The sequence below is a fragment of the Maritalea sp. genome, assembly GCF_051251695.1.
In the GTDB taxonomy this organism is placed as follows: Bacteria; Pseudomonadota; Alphaproteobacteria; order Rhizobiales; family Devosiaceae; genus Maritalea.
This window is the reverse complement of sequence record NZ_JBPOEU010000001.1, coordinates 60,160-80,601: the sequence shown is the minus strand read 5'-3', so window position 1 is coordinate 80,601 and position 20,442 is coordinate 60,160. Positions and strand designations below refer to the sequence as shown.

Here is a 20,442-nt window from a genome sequence, read left to right as displayed (position 1 = left end):
TTGTGCAGGTCAAAACCGGGTGATGTGCGCGAAAATGCCGCTTCACGAATTCGTTTTTGAACAAGTAATATCTTTGTGTTACAAAGACCCGTCCGGAACTGGATATGTGTCGTAAATGTACGGAGTTACACCAAATTGTCCAAATTCGCGCGTCTTTCAACGATAGGGATGTTCGGGCTTGTTTTAGGCCTGTCCAGCAGCTCATTGGCTGCGGGATTCGAGTTTTTTGGTTTTCGGTTTGGCGGCGAGGAAGCCGTTCAAACAGCACCCATCGACGCCAACGGCAGCTATGTCGCCTATTCCACAACTGTTCAAACCGACAATGAAAGCTTACGCGCGGTCATCACGGACGCCTCTTTACTGGTTGCAGATCAGGCCGAACCGCCCGAAGGCACGATTGGCCTGATAACCCGTGCACGCGTTGATCAAAAAAGAATTTTGGCGGCGCTTTATGCTGAGGCCCACTACGGTGCGCTGCTAGATATCCGTATCGCCGGCCAATCGTTAGATGATGTGCCGCTGGATAAGGATTTATCTGGGCAGTTGGTTGATGTGATTATCAATGTGGATGCGGGGTCGACGTTTGTATTCTCCAAGCCGAATGCGACGATAAACGGTTCACCGCTTGATCTTTCGCCATACGATATTGTGCAAGGAAGAACGGCAAAGTCTGATCTTATTTTGTCGGCGCAGAAGACAATTTTGGATGAATGGCGCAATCAAGGCTACCCATTTGCTGCTTTGGAAGAAAGAACGATACAAGCAGATCATTCCACAAATCAGTTGGACGTTATTTTACAGTTCAGTACCGGGTCCATCACTTATATCGGTGACATCTCTGTTAAAGGCGCGGTCGACGTTAAAGAACAAACGATTATTCAAGTTGCAGATTTAAAATCAGGTGCCATTTATGATCCTGAAGCCATAAAGCGTTCGACCCGGCAGCTTCAAACGCTGGGCGTTTTCAATAGTGTCGTCATTAAACCCAACGAAGATGCGCGTGATGGCGACCAGCTCAATCTGGTGATCGAGGTGAGCGAACGCAAGCCACGCACAATTGGGGTTGGAGTTACCGCTGGCAACCTTGATGGTTTAGGCATTGAAGGATTTTGGGTTCATCGGAATTTATTTGGCGGGGCGGAGAAGCTTCGCGCAGAAGCATCGGTCGGTCGGATCGGTCAAGGTAGCATCAACGACTTGGACGCTCAAACTGCGCTGGTGTTTTTCAAACCAAACGCGTTTGGCCCAAAGACCAGTTTTGAGGGTAAAATTTCACTGGGTATTGAAAACTCGAATGCATTTAGAAAATATGGCGGCAAAATTGAAGCCGGTCTTTCAAATAAGCTGCGTGAAGAACTTACGCTCAAAGGTGGATTAGCGGCTGAATATGCGGTGATTACCGACGAAAATTCGACAAGAAATTCTTCCATCGTTTCCGCGCCATTTGAATTGATTTGGGATAATCGCGACGATCCTTTGGACCCGTCGGAGGGTATATACGCCACCTTGTTCGCCGAACCCACATATGCGTTTAACACCCAAGCGAGCTTTATTAAAACCTCCGCAAGCGCCAGCACTTACTATAGTTTTGATGCGGAAAAGAAATTCGTTTTGGCTGGCCGCGTTGCGGGCGGGACAATATTTGGCACGTCCATCAACAATGTGCCGGTTGATCGTCGCTTCTACGCAGGCGGTGCGGGATCGATCAGAGGCTACGCCTATCGTGCAGCAGGACCATTAACTGCAAATGGCAACCCGGCAGGGGGCATGTCGTTCATAGAAGCTTCGGTTGAGGCACGTTACAAAGTCAACGAGCAAATCGGCGTTGTAGCGTTCGTCGATACTGGCGGAGCGTTTACCTCGAACATCCCAGGGCAGGGCGGATCGCTCTATACTGGGTTTGGTGCAGGGGTTAGATATTTGACACCATTGGGGCCAATTCGTGCTGATATTGCTTTCCCAATGAATAAAATTGCTGGGCAGCCTAATTATGCCTTATATTTCGGGATAGGTCAGGCATTCTAATTTCTGATTCTTGAACGAAGGTAAGCTCTATGCCGCCTAAGGCAAATTGGCTGTTGCGTGCAGCACTCCTTGCTGCATCACTGTTGGTTGTAATTTTGTTGAGCGCCACGCTTTTGACCATGACGGGCCCTGGACGGTCCGTTACGGCGAGCTTGGTGAGCCAAATTGCAAGTTCACCAGATCAATCCATTGAGATTTCCGGTTTGGATCAGGTGTTTGGCAACAGGCTAGCCCTTCAAGAGCTTACTTTGTCAGACGATAAAGGCGTTTGGGCAGAAATTCGAGATATCGAAATTGGATACAGCCTTGGCGCATTGATTGGGCGCAATATCGACCTCTCAAAAGCGCGCATTGGTTCAATTGAAATTTTCCGTTTTCCGGATGCAGGTGCAGCCTCTCAGCAAAGTACTGCGCCGTTGCAACTTTTGCCCGCACCGCTTCAAAGCCTTTCGCTCAATAGTTTGGACATTGGTGAAATCAGCTTTGCCAAACAAGTATTTGGCACGCCAAAACGACTTCATATTTCCGGTAACGCATCAGCACAAAATATCCCGTTGCAGACAAGCGGCAACCTCGTTGTCGAGGACTTGGACAGTAAAAGACAAATGGCATCTGCTGTTTGGGCGGTTGATCCAAACAGTGATAATCTAGCGGCGCAATTGTCGTTTTCCGAACAAGCTGATGGTATGCTTGCGCGACTATTGGATGTACCCGGCCTGCCTGCGCTCGACGTTCAGTTGGAAACAAGCGGACCTCTTTCAGCCCTTGCTGGAAAACTCGCCATTGCACTAGACAACAAGCAAACTGTGCAGGGAAATCTGTTGCTCGGTCTTGGTGATGAGGTCCAAACCCTGTCGGTGAATTTAAACGGTCAACTCGCGCCGCTTTTGCCTGATCAACTGGTGCCATTCGTCGCTGGTGGCTCAAATCTGGCATTCAATGCAACACGGGGGAGCGATGGCTCGGTCCAGCTTCAACAGGCAACGTTCAACTCCGCGCTAACAAGCGCTGAATTGCAGGGCGCGTATAACGCAAAAAGCGACGAGATGAACTTCACCTTAGAAGGCATGTTCTCTCAAAAAGGCACTGAAGTTGCATTTGGTCCGGCCGGATCCCCAGATCAGTTTCGCCTTGGCAATATATCCCTACGCGCGGCAATGGATGGGGCGCTACAAAACGCGAGTTTGACGGTTGACGCTGAACTTGAAAGTTTTGTTCAAGGTGCTGTCGAACTTGGAAATGGCACTGTTTCTGTCAAAGGCGAAGAAATCAACTTCCTCGAATCCAATGGTAAATTCTCTGCAAATTCTGACATTGAGAAACTGCAAACAGGTATCGAGCAACTCGATGAATTGCTCACCGGCCAGCTTTCTCTCCAATCCAATCTGAATATTGCCAACCAACAAGTCGAACTTAGCCAAGCATCGCTTAAGGGGGGCAAATTTGCCGCGCAAGTTGCGGGCAAATACGACATGGGCAACGCGAAAGCGGAAATGAATGTAGATGCCTCGATAAACCCAAGCGCTGGCGGCATATATAAGCAACTCTTTTCTGAAAGCGGTGGCACGTTGTCCGCTCAATTGTTTAGCGATGGCGGTCGGCTTGAAGTTCGTTCTTTGCAGAGCGAAAGCGATAACCTGAACTTCGCGCTTCAAGGGGTCTTGGACAACAATGAAATTGACGTCAAAGGCAATGCGTCCTTGGCAGATTTGAATTCGTTTGATGCGACGCTTGTTGGGGCGGTGAATGTAGATATTCAAGCAAACGGTCCAATAAACAATCCAACAACCCTGATCAAGCTAAACGGTCAGGATTTAAGCGTTGCCGGGGAGCCGATTAAGGACGTCTCAGGGGAAATATCAGGGCTTCTGCAAGAAGGCATTAAGCTGGATCTGTCAGGTGTGTTCAAAGAGCAAAAGATCAGCACCTCAGCAATTTATACGGGTAGCGATAGTGGATCGCACATACTGAACGATTTAGTAGTCATCGCGCCTGCGACACAAATAAAAGGGCAGTTGGCGATTGAAGTGTCTGGCATGGCAAACGGGCAAATTCAGTTTTATCAAACGGACTTAAAGCAAATCGCTCCGTTGCTGCTGCAAGAACAACTAGAGGGCGCAATTTCCGGTTCATTGCTGCTTTCTGGCGATGGTGGTCAGCAGTCAGCACAATTGCAGTTAACTGCCCCTGCGCTCAGTGTGCAGGGCACGAACGTGAAAGCGTTGAATGTTAATTTAGTGGCTGCCGATTTGTTGGGTGATGGCCAGTTAGAAGGCACTGCAACTATTGAGCAAGTGATTGCCGGTGGCGAGAAAATACAAAATGTAGAAACGAAAATCCTGGGCCCGCTATCCAACCTTGCAATAAGCCTAGACGCAAGAAGCAACGATGCGCCGATTGTCGTAAATGCGACCATGCAGAATGTAAGCGATGGCACGGTAGTCAATATCGATGAGTTTAAACTGACGTACAAAGACTTGCCAGTACGATTGCGACAGACCGCTCAAATCAAAATCGCGGATGGAAATACACAGATCAATGTTCCTTTCATCGGGATTGGCTCCGGCACGGCTGCATTATCAGGGGATATTGCAGAAAAGTTAGATTTAGAACTCAAGCTAAATGACATCTCAGTTGCTGAATTGGACGCAGTGGCCCCATCAGGACAAGGGGCGCAGGGTACAATTTCAGCAGATGTTTTTGTAACAGGCACAATCGCCGATCCAAAAGCGAGATATCAATATTCGCTTCGCGGCGCATCAATTCTCGCTGCCAGAACAAATAGACTTTCTTCGTTAAACTCGGATGGTACTGGGACGTTCCAAAATGGCCGCCTATCCATTGCCTCAACCCTTTCAGGTGGAGCGTCGGCATCCGTCAACGGCGATGTGAACTTGACTGCTCAATCCGTGAATGTTGGGGTTTCAGGAAACTTGCCCTTCGCTTACATCGCGCAACCATTGTCCCGGGCTGGTATTTTGGCTTCTGGAGCAGCATCCATTGAGGCGCAGATTACTGGTCCCATTGCAGCGCCAAGATTTCGCGGTGTTGTGAAAACGCAGGGCGCCAGTCTGCAGGAGGTCGCTTCAAAATTGTCACTCGGCAACATTTCGAGCATCATCATATTGAATAATGATCGAGCTGAGGTGCAGGAATTGTCGGGCGACGTCGCGTCCGGCGGGCGGATCACGATTACGGGCAATACGTCACTTAGGGCCGCAGATGCGTTGAACAGTGACTTTGATATCAAGCTAAACGACGTAAAATATGAGGATGGCGTTGTTGCCACCTCCATGAATGCTACTTTGAAATTGACAGGGCCGATTGCGCGATCAGGTGTGTTAAGCGGTTCCGTTGCAATTGCACAGGCCAATATCACCATACCTGAAAACCTGCCGAACTCCGTTTCACCTGTTGATATAACGCACAAATCCGCGCCAACTGCGGTGAAGCAGCAGGCACGAGAACTCGCCCCAGCAAACAGTTCAGGAAGTTCGGGTTCAACCATCAGGCTGGATATCGATGTGAATGCGCCGCGCCGTATCTACATTCGGGGAAGGGGCTTGGATGCAGAACTTGGAGGCCGCATTAAAGTGAGCGGCACAACGTCAAACCCCAGAGCTACGGGGCAAATTTCATTACAACGCGGCAGACTGGAATTGCTGACCAAACGGTTTGACTTTGATACGGGGCGCGTCACATTTGCAGGCCCATTGGACCCGACGCTTAATTTCCGGGCAAACACCCGCGATGGCAGTGCGATTTATTCTATCCTCGTGCAAGGCTATGCGTCCGAACCTGAGTTTTTGTTCAGCTCGTCCCCGTCACTTCCGCAAGACGAGATTATTGCAAATATGTTCTTCGGCAAAAGCCTGAGCAGTCTTTCAGCTTTACAAATTGCTCAACTTGCCAATGCAGTGGCCACGCTAAACGGTTCAAATTCCGGTCCAGGGCTGCTTGACCGTTTGAGAAACCTATCTGGCGTGGATAATATTGACGTGAAGTCAAACGAAAGCGGCGAGACCACAGTTGGTATAGGTGGATATTTGAACGATCGGACCTATCTAAATGTTGAAAAAGGCACTGCCGCAAAAGACGACAAAATCATCATTGATTTGGAAATAACAGACAGCCTTAAAGCACGCGGTGAAACTTCCGGCGATGGCAACACAAAAGCGGGAATTTTCTTCGAACAAGATTATTGATCCTCGTTTGCGGGTTGAAAAGCGACACCATGAAAATCATTGAAAATATCATCTCTGACCGTGGGTCTAAATATGCTGTTTCTGGCGGCGAATGTCATTCAGCCGAGCATGCAAAATCCCTCATCAAAACCTTGAAAAAGAAAAAGAAATTCGCAAAAGCCACACATAATAGTTGGGGTGTTTTATGCACCGATGGTGGAGTTAAAAACGACGACGGCGAAAGCGGCGCAGGGATGATTATTCTGCGCATGTTAGAACGGGAAGGCCTTACCAACCATCTTGTGATTGTCACCCGATGGTACGGCGGAAAACATCTAGGCGGGGACCGGTTTAGGCACGTCCAGGAAGCCGTTCGCATTTACCTCGCAGCGATATAGCCGATACCACTCGAAGTGGGCTTTCGAGGTTCGTTGATTTTTAGAATATTATGAACGTACTTTTTGTGGCACTTGTCAAACAATCATAAATGACATTAGTATTTATATGTACGTATTTATATTTACGTATCAGAATATATGTTTTTTTGAATAAATACTTAGTTTATACTTGTGTCGGGTGGCGTTTTGCACAAAACAGCTTTAATTACCGGTGTAACCGGACAGGACGGGTCGTTGCTCGCTCAATTTCTTCTTGAGAAAGGCTATCGCGTACACGGCATCTTGCGCCGTACATCATCTCCAAATACTGCGCGCTTAGATATGCTACTTGAGAAATCTGCAAAATGCGGCGTTTTCACACTTCACCATGGAGATATGACTGACGCGTCGAGCTTGATCCGTATTGTGCAAAAAACCCAACCAGATGAAATATACAATTTTGCCGCTCAAAGCGACGTTGGCGTCAGCTTTGATATTCCAGAGCATACAGCGAATATAGTTGGCCTTGGTACATTGCGATTGCTTGAGGCCATAAAAATACTGGGCCTTGAACAAAAGACACGGTTTTTTCAAGCCTCATCGTCCGAAATGTATGGTGACGTGAAAGAAACACCGCAGAACGAACTTACCCCGTTTCGCCCCCGTTCGCCCTATGCAACCGCGAAGCTTCATGCCTATTGGACCGTGGTCAATTACCGAGAAGCCTATGGATTGCACGCCTCGAACGGTGTTGCGTTTAATCACGAAAGCCCGATCCGCGGCGAAGAGTTTGTAACCCGAAAAATCACTCGCGCAGTGGCGGCAATCCAGTTTGGCAAACAACGCAAAATAGATTTGGGCAATCTGGACGCACAGCGGGATTGGGGGCATGCTCAAGAGTACGTCCAAGCAATGTGGGCAATGTTGCAACAGGACGAACCCTCAGATTATGTGCTTGCAACGGGCGTAACCACATCTGTTCGCCAATTTACTGAGTTGGCGTTTAAAGAGGTCGGCATTCAACTTGCTTGGCGTGGTAAGGGTTTAAATGAGTGCGGATATGATCGGCAAACGGGCGAGTGCCTCGTTGAAATTGATCCGCGATATTTTCGACCTACAGAAATTGACCTACTTATTGGTGACGCGAAAAAGGCACGCGAAAAATTGGGTTGGTCACCCAAAATATCGGTCCGCCAGTTAATACGCGAGATGGTGCAACGTGACTTGCATGCTTTGGCAAATGATATCCCCAATTACCAAACTGCCGCCGAATGAGATTTGATTTAGCGGGTAAAAAAATCTGGGTTGCAGGTCACAATGGTATGGTCGGCAAGGCGCTGTTGCGACGGCTTGAAAACGAACCATGTGAAACCCTGGGGATTGATCGCGAGCAACTTGATTTGCGAGATCAAAAAGCGGTTGAAACCTATGTCGCAGACATCAAACCCGACGCCATTATTCTCGCCGCGGCAACTGTTGGCGGAATATCAGCGAATGACAGTTATCCAGCCCAATTCTTGTACGACAATTTGATGATTGGAACGAACATTGTCCACGCGGCTCATTTGGCCGATGTCGATCGATTGCTGTTCTTAGGCTCCAGTTGTATTTATCCCAAATTGGCCGCACAGCCCATACAAGAAGATGCACTTTTGACTGGCGCATTGGAGCCGACCAATCAAGCCTATGCCATTGCCAAAATCGCGGTTTTAAAACTGATCGATGCCTATCATCGTCAATATGGACGCGCCTATTTCACAGCGATGCCGTGCAATCTTTACGGGCCCCATGACAATTATGATTTGCAAACAGCCCATGTGCTGCCCGCATTAATAAAAAAGGCGCATCAGGCAAAACAGAATAATAATTCAACGATTGAAATGTGGGGGACTGGTAAGCCCAGACGTGAATTTCTGCATATAGATGATTGTGCGGATGCGCTTGTGTTTTTGCTGAAAAATTACCAGCGCGGCGGACATATAAATGTCGGTACAGGTCAGGATATCAGTATCGAAGCACTGGCAAAATTGGTGTGCGAAATAGTCGGTTTTAAAGGGGAGGTGTCCAACGATTTGAGCATGCCTGACGGCACATTTCAAAAGTGCATGAACACCGACCAATTAAGGGAGCTGGGCTGGGAAGCTAAAATCCAACTCAAGGACGGGATCGCGCAAACGTACAATTCATTCTTGGCTACGGATGCTTTTTGAAATGGACAAGATCAAACCTATAGCGCTGGTTACAGGCTCGTCAGGTTTCATCGGATATCACTGCTGTAAACTGCTGCTGCAAGATGGTTTCCGTGTCATTGGCATCGATGCGCATACCGATTATTACGATGTGGCGCTAAAAGAAAAGCGCTGCGCGATGCTACTTGAAACACCCGAATTTACTTTCAGCTGCCGTTCTATCGATGAACCTGAGTTTCTTTCAGGCATGTTCGAAAAATATCGACCCGAAATTGTGGTTCATCTTGCTGCGCAAGCCGGGGTTCGTCATTCTGTTGAAAACCCAAGGCTTCATTTGCACAGCAATGTCGACGGCGTGTTTGAACTCTTGGAAGCGGCCCGCAAATTTACGCCAAACCATCTGCTCCTTGCGTCTTCTTCTTCGGTCTATGGAAGCAATTCAAAAACTCCCTATGCAGAAAACGACAGCACGGAACATCAATTATCGTTTTATGCCGCCACCAAAAAATCAATGGAAGTGATGGCCCATTCCTATGCGCATCTGTATCAAATACCGACTACCATATGTCGATTTTTTACAGTCTATGGGCCGTGGGGAAGGCCTGATATGGCGGTCTCTAAGTTCGCCTCAGCAATGTTCGATGGCAAGCCGATAGATGTCTACAATTATGGTAAGTCGTCCCGAGACTTCACGTTTATTGATGACCTGATCAGCGCTTTGCGGTTGCTGATTGACGTCGCGCCAACCCCAACTGACGCGGCTATGCCGACAGCTGCTCCTTATCAGGTGGTAAATATTGGAAGTTCACAGCCAACCCCACTCGAAACCCTCATTTGTTCTATTGAAAATGCTGTCGACACAACGGCACTGCGCAATCTTTTGCCCCTGCAAGCAGGGGACGTACCTGCAACCTGGGCAGATACAGGTTTGCTAAAACAGCTCATTGATTATGTCCCGAACACGAAAATTGATGACGGGATTGCCAAATATGTTGCTTGGCACAAAAGCTATTATCGCACTGATGCAAAGACCTTTACGCATGACAGTAAGTTACTGCGCACGAGCTTGGAGCAGGTGCCATGAAAATCCTAATCGTGGGGCTCAACTATGCGCCTGAAAAAGTTGGCATTGCCGTTTATACATCTGAATTGGCACAAATGCTCGCCGCCAAAGGGCACGAGGTTCATGTGATCGCAGCACAGCCTTATTATCCGAACTGGGAAGTTGCCAGAGGCTATTCAAAATGGCACTGGACCACCAACGTGGAAAACAACGTCTGTGTGCACCGAGTGCCGATTTTTGTGCCAAAAAATCCAACCGGGCCAAAACGAATTTTACACCACCTGAGCTTTTTGCTGAGTTGCTTTGTGCCCGCACTGGTTCAAGCCATTGCCCTTCGCCCAAATTGCGTGTTTTGCATTGCCCCTTCGTTACTCTCAGCCATCGCGGCGAGATTTTCAGCGTTTTTGGTGGGGGCTAAGTCTTGGTTGCATATCCAAGATTTTGAAATTGAAGCGGCGTCAGCAACCGCTCTTTTGTCGAAGGGAACCGCGCTGGGTCGGTTAGCGTGCGGTTTTGAAAATTGGATTATGGCTCGGTTTCATCGGGTCAGCTCCATCTCGCCACAAATGGTGAAGAAGTTGCACACAAAAGGGGTGAGCAAAGAAAATACGATCGAATTTAGAAACTGGGCGGACACCGATAAAATCCATCCCCTTGATGCGCCCTCAGCGTTTCGACAAAGTTGGAATATTTCCACGCCGCACATAGCGCTCTATTCAGGCAGCATCGGCCTCAAACAAGGCATTGAAGTCATTGTGGAAGCCGCCAAGGTCTTGGCGCATCGAGCTGACATAACATTTGTGATTTGCGGAGAGGGGCCCTCACTAACCGGGCTCGAAACGCAAGCCGACGGTTTGGACAACATCCAGTTTCACGATCTCCAACCAACTGAGAAGCTCAATGAGCTGCTCAATCTTGCAACCATTCATTTATTGCCACAAACATTTGGCGCTGCGGACTTGGTGTTGCCATCCAAACTGACAAACATGTTGGCGTCTGGCCGGCCGGTCGTCGCGACCGTTGAGGCGAGAACCGGCATCGCTAATGAAGTTCAGGGCTGTGGTCTAATAACAAAACCTGGCGACCCAATTGAACTCGCTGCTGCAATTGTAAAACTGCTTGATGAAAAAGACACTTATCAAAAGATGGCAGTCAACGCGCGACAACGAGCACTAAAAAGCTGGAGCAAAACCAAAATACTGGCCCAATTCGAAGTAGAATTGGAGCGCCTTTGTACCACTTGAATGTCAAACGGTTCACGACGAAGTGGGTCAACATGGCCTGGCTCCTTTTCGGACTTTTGTTGGGGCAGGGCGCGATGTTCCTGGCCAATACATGGCTGGTGATGGGCGACAAACTGCTCGAGTTGGCTAGTTTTGGCACACACTTTTCATTTTTAATTTTAGCCCTTCTTATCGTTGATGGTGGCTGCACTACGGTTTTGACGCGAAAGGTCGCCCTGATCGTTCATGGCAAAACCGACCGGCATGAAATCGCGCAATTATTTCGCGCTGCCATTATCGTGCGTGCCGGAATTTGTATGCTGATACTAAGCGCCGTGCTTGCATATACTTTAGTGAGCAATTGGGCTTTCTCAAATGCGTTTGTGATATGCGCTGCACCAGCAATTATCATCTGGGTGTTCAATTCAACAGGTGTCTTGGATGGGCTAGGTCTTAGCGGTGCCAGCGGCATATCCACTGCATCACCATATGTGATTTCAGCCTTAATTTTGCCGATCGCGCTCAACTTGCAAGATGCAGTTGGTGGCTATTTATTGGGAACAGCATTTTCACTCGGCTGCTTAATCGCCGTTCTCGTTCAGCACCTCGTCAGTCGACGTTGCGGCCTGAAACTCTTGAATGAAGAAGTTACGTCCAAAATGGTGAAGGACATATTCTTCACTTCGCTCGCATCCCTGATGAGTGTAATACCGGGACAAATTTACTTCCGTCTTCAACTGCTCATTTGTTTCTCCGTCTTGGGGAGTGGGGCTGTCGGCGCGCTCATTTACGTAAAGCAAATCGTGACCGGGTTTTTGCTGCTGACCAACATTGCTAGGCGTGTCGAGTTTCCTGATTTGGTGAGAGAGATCAATTTGTCTCATCGCATCCAGTTTTCTAATATTATTTCAGCGCAACGGATCAACCTTTCCATTGCTATTATGTCGACACTGATTGCTGCCCTTATTGGCGCTTTCAGCGCGCAAAGCGGCTCGTCAGCCATTGGTGAGTTGATCCTGAAATTTTCAATATTGATATTTTCAGGTGCCGTCGCCCTAACGCTTATCCAGAGTTTGACAGCGCTGGGCATGTTCAAAGAAGCCGCAATTTTTAGCGTGATCGGCGTGATCGTTGGCCTGACCATAACATTTGGTTTTACCGAGCATTGGGGGTTGGGCGCAGTTGTTGCTGCTGATTTGTTGGCGAATTGCTGTGTGGCGTTCGCTGCCTACCTATGTATTTCAAGACATAACCAACGCACCTCTACTGGCATTGAACAGGGAACAACAACATGAGTTTGTTTCACCTGTTCGCTGTCGGGGCATTGCTTTGCGCGTTGTTCATGCCAAATGCACCATTGTTGGGCCGCATATTGCTGATTTTTGCCGCCGCAAACAATTGGCTTTTTGGCATGTCGATCTTCAATGACCTAATCGAACTGGTCGGGTCAGTCGCGTATTTCGTTGATGGTCAACCCAATTGGTTTGGCCCAGAAGCAGTTTCGGGCTTGATATTGGTGATGCTCGGACTTACGGCCTCACTTTCATATCGGGATGCAAACACGCAACTTGCATGTTCATATTCAGCGCTACAAGTCCCGCCCTTACTTGCAAATTCGCTTCTCGGGTTTTGCGCCGTTGCCACAATTTTTATCTCCATAAAGTTTGGGCAAGAAACATTGTTTGGGTATGCCGACTATGGGTCAATCAAAGACTACAACGCGCTTTTTGCGGACGATAAAATTGGCAAGTTGATCATCACGACCTACCGGATGGGTTCGGCCCTATTGATCGTTTTAGCGATGAGTAGCTTTTTATCCGATGACCGAAAGTTCTTTTGGTTTTCACTGCCGCTCATATTGTTTGCAATTGGCCTGGGCCTTGCGGAAGGCAGCCGCATTGTTGCTGTCTATTTTGCTATTGCTTCTATTGCCATGTTTATAGGCAAGAGGACCTTACTTGCTGCAGTTTTGGTATTGTTGGCTTTCGCCTCTATTTCGTACGCATTGGAAGCTCGCAATCATGCGGAGTTGGGTTTAAGTTCTGTCGTTCAACAGTTGATTTTTTCATTTGAGAATGGCCAGCAATTCCAAAAGATTTTAGCAAACGTTTCTTCGGGCCTGCTGGTCACATCGGCTTCTGTCCAAACAGCTGTCCCTGAAAACTATGATACTGCATTTAAGGTGCTGTCGTTTATGCCCACCATCGACGCGATTGATGGGTTTCAGTCGGTCAAGGCTTTGAACGAGCAACGCGTTTTACACTATGTCCCTTTCAATGCATTTGGTGAAGCCTGGGTTTTTGGTTCGCTATATTTCTTTCTATTTTGGGGAATTGTTTTTGTCGCTATGCGATCAGTGTCGAAAACGGCGCAAATTGGTGCTGCGCCTTACCTATTTGTTTTGGCGATATTTCTATTGGCGTTGTTTTTTGCTTCCCAATATCCCATCCGCAACTGCCTCAGATATTTCTACCTCGCAATCTTATTCAGCCAATTCTTTAACTGGTACGCAAGGCGTTCTGCGTCCAACTTGGCGGTGGCCTAAAATGAAGGTCGCCCATGTTACACCGTCACTTTCCCGCAGCGCTGGCGGACTATATTTCTCCGTCTCAGGTCTTTCCAAGGCGCTTTCGGTTGCTGGAGTGGAGAACGTTGTCATGGGGGGAACGGACCAGTTCTTCGAGAGCGACAAGCATGTTTGGCAGGACACGCCGCTCATCGCCCACAGCAGATGGGCAGGGCCATGGAGTTTTAGCTTCCAGTCTTTGGTCAAATTGTTTTTAAGCAAGCCGGATCTTATTCATTTGCATGGCATATGGGGCGCAACAAGTGCGGTCGGCCGGCTCGCTCAATTGCTAAATATACCCGTTGTGGTTTCCCCGCGTGGTATGCTTGATCCATATATTTTGGCACGACGTGCAACCTTGAAATGGGCTCATGCGGCGCTGTTTGAAAAGCCATTGATGCGTCGATCACATGTGCATGCTTTATGCAATGCCGAACGGCAGGCGATATTCGAGTTTACGAATTGTAACGAAGAACGGTGTTTTACAGCTGCCAACGGTGTTGAAAAACAGGATGGGAAACTCACAGGTCTAAAGACCGATAGCGCACTTTATCTGGGTCGTTTGCATCAAAAAAAACAGGTCATCGAGCTGATTGAGAATTGGCCGCATGCTGCGGATATGCCCGTCCCTCTAACAATAGCTGGCTGGGGCAATGAGGATTACGAGAGTGCCGTAATCCGAGCGGCTTGTGCGCATGATAACGTGAATTTTGTCGGACCGCTTTATGGTGAGCAAAAGACCGAGGCGCTCGAAACAGCGCGGTATTTTGTTTTGCCGTCGCTCAGCGAAGGATTGCCCATGGCAGTCTTGCAGTCACTGCAATTTGGCTGCGTGCCGCTTATCTCCGAACGCTGCAATTTGCCTGAACTGTTCACACACAATGTTGCAACATGTCTTATGATCAATTTTTCCAACCTGTCATCAGTTTTACGAACACAACTGGCCAAATCTGAAACAGAAAAACAAGCGCAGGCGCAATTGAGCAAGGCGTTCGCGGACCGTTACAATTGGGGAGACATAGCCACTTCAATGATCGCGCAATATCAACGGGTTTTGGAGGGCAAGCAAAATGCGTGATGCACGGAGTGGTTTGGCAAAACCGGAGGAAAATATCTTTACCGGTAAAGCGAGCTTTCCCCTTTCACACAGACTGGAACGGGCATTATTTCGCGCAGTGTGGTTTCTTTTTGCCCGCTGGACACCACCGGCATTTTATAAGTGGCGTGCATTTCTGCTTAATCTTTTTGGCGCAAATATTCACCCATCAGCGCGGCTATATTCATCGGTTCAAGTTTGGTACCCCAAAAACCTGCACGTGGGTGCCAATTCAATTATTGGTCCAAACGCAATTTGCTATTCCATGGACAAAATCGAAGTTGGCGATTTTGTAATCGTTTCGCAAGGTGCATATCTTTGTACAGGTAGTCACGATATTTCGGATGTAGATTTTAGTCTAAAAACCGCGCCGATTGCCATTGGTGATCGTGCATGGATTGCGGCCCAGAGTTTTGTCGGGCCCGGTGTTGCAATCGGCGATGAGGCCGTTTTGGGCGCGCGCGGCGTCACGTTTAGGGATTTGGACGCCGGCGGGGTTTACGTGGGCAACCCAGCGAAATGGATCAAGAACCGAAATTTAGCATAACGAATAAGCTCATTGAACCAATTGTCGCAACTCGCCATTTAACCATTGAGCGAGAGTGGTATGCCCCGCTGTATCCGGATGCACGCTATCATCTTTTGTGTAGGCGATGCCTTCGGGGTCTATAAAATAAACCCCCGGACGGGCGCCAACTGCTGACATAATGGCTGATTTCGTGGCGGAGTAGGTGGAGCCAACAGGCGTGGGTGCATAATTGTCCCAAGGTCCGACCACTGCAATCGGTGTTTCCGGGTTGGATGATCGGATCAGGTCAAAACAAATACCTGCCTCTGCCTTCGCATCGCCAAGGCCGAAATCGTTCAACCCCATCGCGATCACAATCAAGTCCCATGGTCCATGATCATTTACGTCGCCCAATCGTTCGCTCAGTTTGAACCGCGAACCGCCTTGGGTGTTCAGGTAACCTGAGCCACCAACCCCTGAGGCCCAGCAATCTGAAACGCCCAGAAGATCACCAAGTACGGGCGCAAATCCGTCCCCCAAATGGGTGGCCCCTTGCCCACCAGTTACACTGTCACCAACAATGATGATGCGTTTTGTTGATGCAACAGGTTTTGCTTCAAAGGTGCCAGCACCATCGGCCAAGATGCGCCGCAGGCCTTGCCCACGCTGTAGCTCGATTGTTACATGACGCGTTGCCGCGCTCGCAAAATTGAGCATGATATAGTTTGCGCCAGTGCCTGATGCTGCGGCGGGTAGGGTGCCGACCAGATCGACATATTGTCCGTCTACGATAAACCGGTAGGGGTCCGCTGAGCCGATGACGTAAAACGCGACGGCTTGCGATGTTACATTTACCGATATACGCGAGTTCACTTTGGCCTTTTGTGAACTGTTCAAACTTGCCTGTTCAGGCCGTAGGAAAGAACCCGCAACAAGGGCTGGAACGCCGCATTCAATGCGCACATGTTGGTCAACCAGTGCAGTATTATCAAATTGGATAAACACTGGATAACTGCCCAGCATGTCGCCATTGCTGGTCGTTATGGTTGGTTTTGTGCCAGCGACGGGTTGCACATGTGGGCCGTTGCCGGTTGGAAAGTTTGAAAAATGCGCGTCCAAGGCACCACGATGCTTGTCCCATTTTTGGCTGATTGCCAAAAAGGGTTGCGGGCTAGCGGATTGCGGATCAATGCCCACCCCGATCATTAGGATAGGCCTAAAATTGAGTTTGCACTTGTGTCCGTTCTTACTTTCCGGACGCGGATGGGCAGCGTCGCGCCGTTGGGCACATTTTTAAAAATCGCGTTGTCACCATTTGCCATTTCAACAGAAACATCGCCGCCCACGCCAACAAATAGTGCGCGGGTGATTTCAGCTATGTCTGAAACATCGTCGGGTGTGATGGAAAAAGCCCGGGAGGCCGGGTCGTTTGTGCTGGTACTAAGGCTTTCAAAACGGTCAAGCATATCTGGTCCAATGTTTGTTAGATGATGTGCAAATTATGGGGCATGAAAGCCAAAGGGGGATAAGTTGGATTTAGGGGCGGGTCTATTTGCCCAGCAAAAAATGCCCCTCGCTGAAATTGCGTCTTTGTCACAGGTGTGTATTGTTGCCCAGTTAAGCGATTTTGGCGCACCGATTTATTGAACCACAGCAACACAGTTTTGAGATGGCGATTTGGCGATGAACAAAAGAATAGCAGTTGTTGGAATGGGTTATGTCGGGTTGGCAAATGCCATTTTGTTGGCCCAACATAACCAAGTTGTGGCGCTGGATATCTCTTCACAACGCATAAAGCAGATCAATGATCGAGTTAGCCCGATCCATGATCCTGAAATAGAGGATTACTTGCAAAATAAGCGCCTTGATTTGCAAGCGACGAACAATCCTGACGTTGCTTTCGCCAATGCAGACTTTGTGATCATTTCAACGCCCACGAACTACGATCCTGTTCAAAACACGTTCGATACTTCTTCAGTTGAACACGCCATTCGCGATGTCACTAAGCTTAATCCCGACGCAACAATGGTCATCAAGTCGACGGTGCCGGTAGGGTTTACCGAAAGTATTTCGCTAGAACTCAACACCAAAAACGTTATCTTTTCACCCGAATTCTTGCGCGAAGGCAAAGCGCTTTTTGACAATTTGCATCCCTCGCGAATTGTTGTTGGCGAAGTTTCTGACCGTGCGAATGTATTTGCACAGCTTCTTGCTGAAGGTGCGATCAAACCAGACATTCCCATGGTGTTTTCAAATGCCCGAGAGGCTGAGGCAATCAAATTGTTCGCCAATACATACCTCGCCATGCGGATTGCCTATATGAACGAGTTGGACAGCTACGCCATGGCGCGCGGGCTTGATAGCAAGGTCATCATTGAAGGTATCGGGCATGATCCAAGGATTGGAATGCACTATAACAACCCTTCGTTTGGCTATGGTGGCTATTGCTTGCCTAAAGACACGCGTCAGCTCATGGCGAACTATGCTGATGTGCCTCAAAATATGATCAAGGCAATCGTTGAGGCAAATGGAACCAGAAAAGATTTTATTGCCGAGCAAATTCTGTTGAAAGATCCTTCTGTGGTCGGCATTTATCGGCTTACGATGAAGGCTGGTGCCGACAATTTTCGTGAGAGTTCGGTGCAAGGTATTATGAAAAGACTGAAGGCCCGAGGCATAGAAATTATTGTTTATGAGCCCGGGCTTGACGAGCCAAGCTTCTTTAACTCCCGAGTGGAAAACGATTTGCGCAAGTTTAAGGGCGAAGCCGATTTGATCGTTGGCAATCGGGTTGACCAGAACCTTGATGATGTGCGCGACAAGGTCTTCACAAGAGATATTTTTGGAACTGATCAATAATTCGATCGGATGAATACCGGCCAAACCGGCGGAAAGGCGGGCGTGTCGTTTAGGGCTATTCAATAGGCTAATACGTGATTATACTAATCCAATATATATTTTATGCGTTTTTTATTTTATTGCCGGTGACTTAGTGAGCCAACCAAAAGCCGATTTCCGTGCGGTTACCGCGCTGTTGATACGCAGAGCAAGATTGATTTTTATTTTCTATTTTGCCGCACTGGCATTTGTCTTTATGACGACAAATCTGATCACCCCAATATATTCAGCCAACGCAAAACTTTTAGTGGATGTTGACGGTCAGCGTCTATTTGACCCGCAGGCGGAACCACTGGCATTTGGCCTCGTCAATGGCGTGATTGACAGTGAAGTGGAACTGCTAAAGTCCGACCCAGTTTACTATGAAGTTGCACGCGCACTGCCATTGGAACAACTTCAGGAATTTGAAACAAATTCTTCCATTCTCAAATGGATGTTGGGTGTTTTAAAGCCGGTGCCGCCTCAAAAAATTTCGATGGACGAAATTGTGCGCCATCTCAAAGACGCGGTATTTGTGAAGCGGAAGGGTAGAACATTCATAATAGAACTTTCCGCCCGTTCCATTGATCCGCAAACAGCCGCCGCCATTGTCAATCAGCTGGCTCAACTTCATATCGATCTCCGCCTTGCCCAACGGATTAACTCCGTTTTACGCGCACAGACAATGCTCGAGCAACAAGTGGAACAGGCCAAAAATGTTCTGATGAATTCAGAACTTCAACTGAGCGAATTTGTTGTTGAAAACCTTGCTGAAATTGCGGCCCATTCAGGTGACCCAAAATTGGCAGAACTCAAATCAGTTCTGTTTGGCATGAAGGAACAAGAAGCTCTAGCAAGAACCTCGATCAGCAGAATTGACAGCTTTGATATCTCATCAGAATGGAATGTGCTGGCAGCCGAAATAGGCGGCGCAACGCTCGAGCAACTGGCAAGACAGCGTGATGAATTGGCGGCGCAGGCGGCAAAAGGTGTGGGTCAAGACGGGGTAGAAAACATCGAAAAGGACTTGGAATTCCTTAAAGCTAACTTCTCGCTGTTGGTGGAAAATGAAAGATCGTCGACAAGCAGGTTGATTGGAGAGTTGGTTGGTCAGCAGCAGGTTGTTGTGGCCCAAGTTCGACTTCGCTTAGCGCAGGTCAACCTTCCTGCGGCGATATTATCCAAGTTCTATCAGGTCAAAACCCAAACGGATGCTGCAAGAAAGCAATATGAAGAATTGGTCAAACGTACGTCAAATATGGATCGCCAACTTGCCGCACAAACGCCGAGCTTGCGCATAGCAGCATTTGCTACACCAGCCTCCAAGGCAGTTTTTCCCAACCGGACCATGATCATGTTAACGGCTGCTGTCCTTCTGCTCGGGCTGTGTGTAGCAGTCACCTATTTTTATGATCTGTATCTGGGCGGTGTAACCACAGATGATCAATTAAGTGAATTAATGGGCAAGCGCATCGGCGCATCGTTTCCTCAACTCGCACTGCCATACATATCGCCAAACCAAAATCAAAATTCAGCCTCCCTTATTCATGCCATGCAACAACTTGAATTTTCTGAGGCCTCACGTCGGCTAAGGTTGGATTTGGAGTTGGCATTGTCACAAAAAGCCAGAACAGCCCAATTTGGGGAAAAGAGCGCAAAAATTGTACTGGTCACATCTAGTGTGGAGAACGAAGGAAAGTCGTTCGTTTCCGCGGCTCTGTCTAAAGTGACGGCCTCATTGGGAAAACGTGTATTGCTGATTGATGGTGATCTTCGAAAACCTACGCTTCATCATCTGCTCGGCGTGGAAAGCGATCAAGGGTTTTCAAGTTTCTTGGCGACCCCACTAGACGCAACGGCTTTAACGGCGTCGTTTCACAATCAAATTGAAGCAAATTTGGATGTTTTGATCGGTCAGGGTAACCCAACTGCAAGTCCAGATAGGTTGTTGGCCGGACCTGGGTTGGAGAAATTACTCAACAGTGTTTCCAAGCACTACGACTATATCATCATCGATACCCCACCATTGCTTCCAGTTGTGGATACTAACTATTTCTTGAAACATGCAGATGCGGCAATTTTTGTGGTGAAGTCTGGAAAGCTGGCGCAAGCAGAAGTGCGAAAGGCTCATCACATTCTTGCCCAATTCGAGCATTTATCGATTGTGCCCGTGCTCAATGGCGGCGCTCACCAAACAACTTCATATCTGAAAAACTACAAAACATCATATGCCGGATAAGGCATTTAAATCCATTTAAGTTGCATTGGTTTGGCCCAGCAAATTGCAATTGCCAATAGGTAAAAGTACGGATAATGTTAACACATATTTAACTT

At 48.3% G+C, this 20,442-nt stretch carries 15 protein-coding genes; 13 read left to right on the top strand and 2 right to left on the bottom strand.

Going from position 1 to position 20,442, the window contains the following annotated elements; translation table 11 throughout:
* Positions 1-135: 135 nt before the first annotated feature.
* The 11 genes from ACSHWX_RS00400 (at position 136) to ACSHWX_RS00350 (ending at position 15,270) form a co-directional block, all read left to right on the top strand.
* Positions 136-2,025 carry an autotransporter assembly complex protein TamA gene (locus tag ACSHWX_RS00400; protein ID WP_435666189.1) on the top strand — a complete coding sequence of 630 codons (1,890 nt, stop codon included), beginning with the start codon at positions 136-138 and terminating at the stop codon, positions 2,023-2,025.
* Between the two features lie 29 nt (positions 2,026-2,054).
* Complete coding sequence (locus tag ACSHWX_RS00395) at positions 2,055-6,230, top strand: translocation/assembly module TamB domain-containing protein (protein WP_435666188.1); 4,176 nt, start codon at positions 2,055-2,057, stop codon at positions 6,228-6,230.
* Positions 6,231-6,259: 29 nt separating this feature from the next.
* On the top strand, positions 6,260-6,607 hold the full coding sequence (locus tag ACSHWX_RS00390) for a YigZ family protein (RefSeq protein WP_435666187.1): 348 nt from the start codon (positions 6,260-6,262) through the stop codon (positions 6,605-6,607).
* 186 nt (positions 6,608-6,793) lie between these two features.
* Entirely contained in the window at positions 6,794-7,861 is a 1,068-nt protein-coding gene (gene gmd, locus ACSHWX_RS00385; RefSeq protein ID WP_435666186.1) for a GDP-mannose 4,6-dehydratase, read from the top strand.
* A complete protein-coding gene (locus ACSHWX_RS00380) occupies positions 7,858-8,796 on the top strand; it encodes a GDP-L-fucose synthase family protein (RefSeq protein WP_435666185.1) in 939 nt (312 codons plus the stop codon). Before gmd ends, ACSHWX_RS00380 begins: the two co-directional genes overlap by 4 nt.
* 1 nt (position 8,797) lies before the next feature.
* Complete coding sequence (locus tag ACSHWX_RS00375) at positions 8,798-9,859, top strand: NAD-dependent epimerase/dehydratase family protein (RefSeq protein WP_435666184.1); 1,062 nt, start codon at positions 8,798-8,800, stop codon at positions 9,857-9,859.
* Positions 9,856-11,082 carry a WcaI family glycosyltransferase gene (locus tag ACSHWX_RS00370; protein WP_435666183.1) on the top strand — a complete coding sequence of 409 codons (1,227 nt, stop codon included), beginning with the start codon at positions 9,856-9,858 and terminating at the stop codon, positions 11,080-11,082. The genes ACSHWX_RS00375 and ACSHWX_RS00370 overlap by 4 nt, the downstream gene beginning before the upstream one ends.
* Positions 11,083-11,114: 32 nt before the next feature.
* Positions 11,115-12,356, top strand: coding sequence for a hypothetical protein (locus ACSHWX_RS00365; protein ID WP_435666182.1), 1,242 nt, complete (start codon positions 11,115-11,117; stop codon positions 12,354-12,356).
* The gene (locus tag ACSHWX_RS00360; protein ID WP_435666181.1) at positions 12,353-13,606 is read left to right on the top strand and encodes a hypothetical protein; all 1,254 of its coding nucleotides are present in this window, start codon (positions 12,353-12,355) and stop codon (positions 13,604-13,606) included. Before ACSHWX_RS00365 ends, ACSHWX_RS00360 begins: the two co-directional genes overlap by 4 nt.
* Position 13,607: 1 nt before the next feature.
* A complete protein-coding gene (locus tag ACSHWX_RS00355; RefSeq protein ID WP_435666180.1) occupies positions 13,608-14,705 on the top strand; it encodes a glycosyltransferase in 1,098 nt (365 codons plus the stop codon).
* On the top strand, positions 14,698-15,270 hold the full coding sequence (locus tag ACSHWX_RS00350; protein WP_435666179.1) for a putative colanic acid biosynthesis acetyltransferase: 573 nt from the start codon (positions 14,698-14,700) through the stop codon (positions 15,268-15,270). The genes ACSHWX_RS00355 and ACSHWX_RS00350 overlap by 8 nt, the downstream gene beginning before the upstream one ends.
* A 9-nt stretch (positions 15,271-15,279) precedes the next feature.
* Here the strand turns inward: ACSHWX_RS00350 and ACSHWX_RS00345 are convergent, their stop codons facing one another.
* Both ACSHWX_RS00345 and ACSHWX_RS00340 read right to left on the bottom strand, forming a co-directional pair.
* A complete protein-coding gene (locus ACSHWX_RS00345) occupies positions 15,280-16,437 on the bottom strand; it encodes an SGNH/GDSL hydrolase family protein (RefSeq protein WP_435666178.1) in 1,158 nt (385 codons plus the stop codon).
* Positions 16,437-16,697, bottom strand: coding sequence for a spike base protein, RCAP_Rcc01079 family (locus tag ACSHWX_RS00340; RefSeq protein WP_435666177.1), 261 nt, complete (start codon positions 16,695-16,697; stop codon positions 16,437-16,439). Before ACSHWX_RS00340 ends, ACSHWX_RS00345 begins: the two co-directional genes overlap by 1 nt.
* Before the next feature lie 217 nt (positions 16,698-16,914).
* Between ACSHWX_RS00340 and ACSHWX_RS00335 the strand changes: the two genes are divergently transcribed.
* Both ACSHWX_RS00335 and ACSHWX_RS00330 read left to right on the top strand, forming a co-directional pair.
* Positions 16,915-18,090 (top strand): nucleotide sugar dehydrogenase, encoded by a 1,176-nt coding sequence (locus ACSHWX_RS00335; protein WP_435666176.1) that lies wholly within the window; start codon positions 16,915-16,917, stop codon positions 18,088-18,090.
* Positions 18,091-18,223: 133 nt separating this feature from the next.
* The gene (locus ACSHWX_RS00330) at positions 18,224-20,347 is read left to right on the top strand and encodes a polysaccharide biosynthesis tyrosine autokinase (protein ID WP_435666175.1); all 2,124 of its coding nucleotides are present in this window, start codon (positions 18,224-18,226) and stop codon (positions 20,345-20,347) included.
* Positions 20,348-20,442 lie beyond the last annotated feature (95 nt).